Origin of the sequence: Pseudomonas sp. SIMBA_068, from assembly GCF_046534705.1 — a bacterium.
Lineage (GTDB): Bacteria > Pseudomonadota > Gammaproteobacteria > Pseudomonadales > Pseudomonadaceae > Aquipseudomonas > Aquipseudomonas putida.
Genome location: NZ_JAWRYI010000905.1, coordinates 1 through 258 on the forward strand (window position 1 = coordinate 1; position 258 = coordinate 258).

1 protein-coding gene is annotated in these 258 nt (G+C 51.2%); it reads right to left on the reverse strand.

Annotated features, from left to right (window positions below; all coding sequences use genetic code 11):
• A partial coding sequence (locus SB756_RS32000) for a thiamine ABC transporter substrate-binding protein (RefSeq protein WP_410913491.1) occupies positions 1 to 258 on the reverse strand: 258 nt, incomplete at both ends.

Sequence of the window (258 nt, forward strand, 5' to 3'; positions counted from 1 at the left end):
TGGTGCGCGGATCCTGATAAATCACCCGCCAGTTTTGATCGCTCTCAACCAGTTCTTTCAGGCTTTGTGGCGGGTTTTTCAGTTTGTTCTTGTCATAAACGAAGGCGAAGTAGCCATAATCAAACGGTACGAAAGTGTCATTATTCCAGCCGCCGGGAACGTTAACGGCATCCGCTGCCACACCGCTTTTGGCAAACAGTCCGGTTTTACTGGCGGCGTCTAACAGGTTGTTATCCAGCCCCAGCACCACATCGGCTT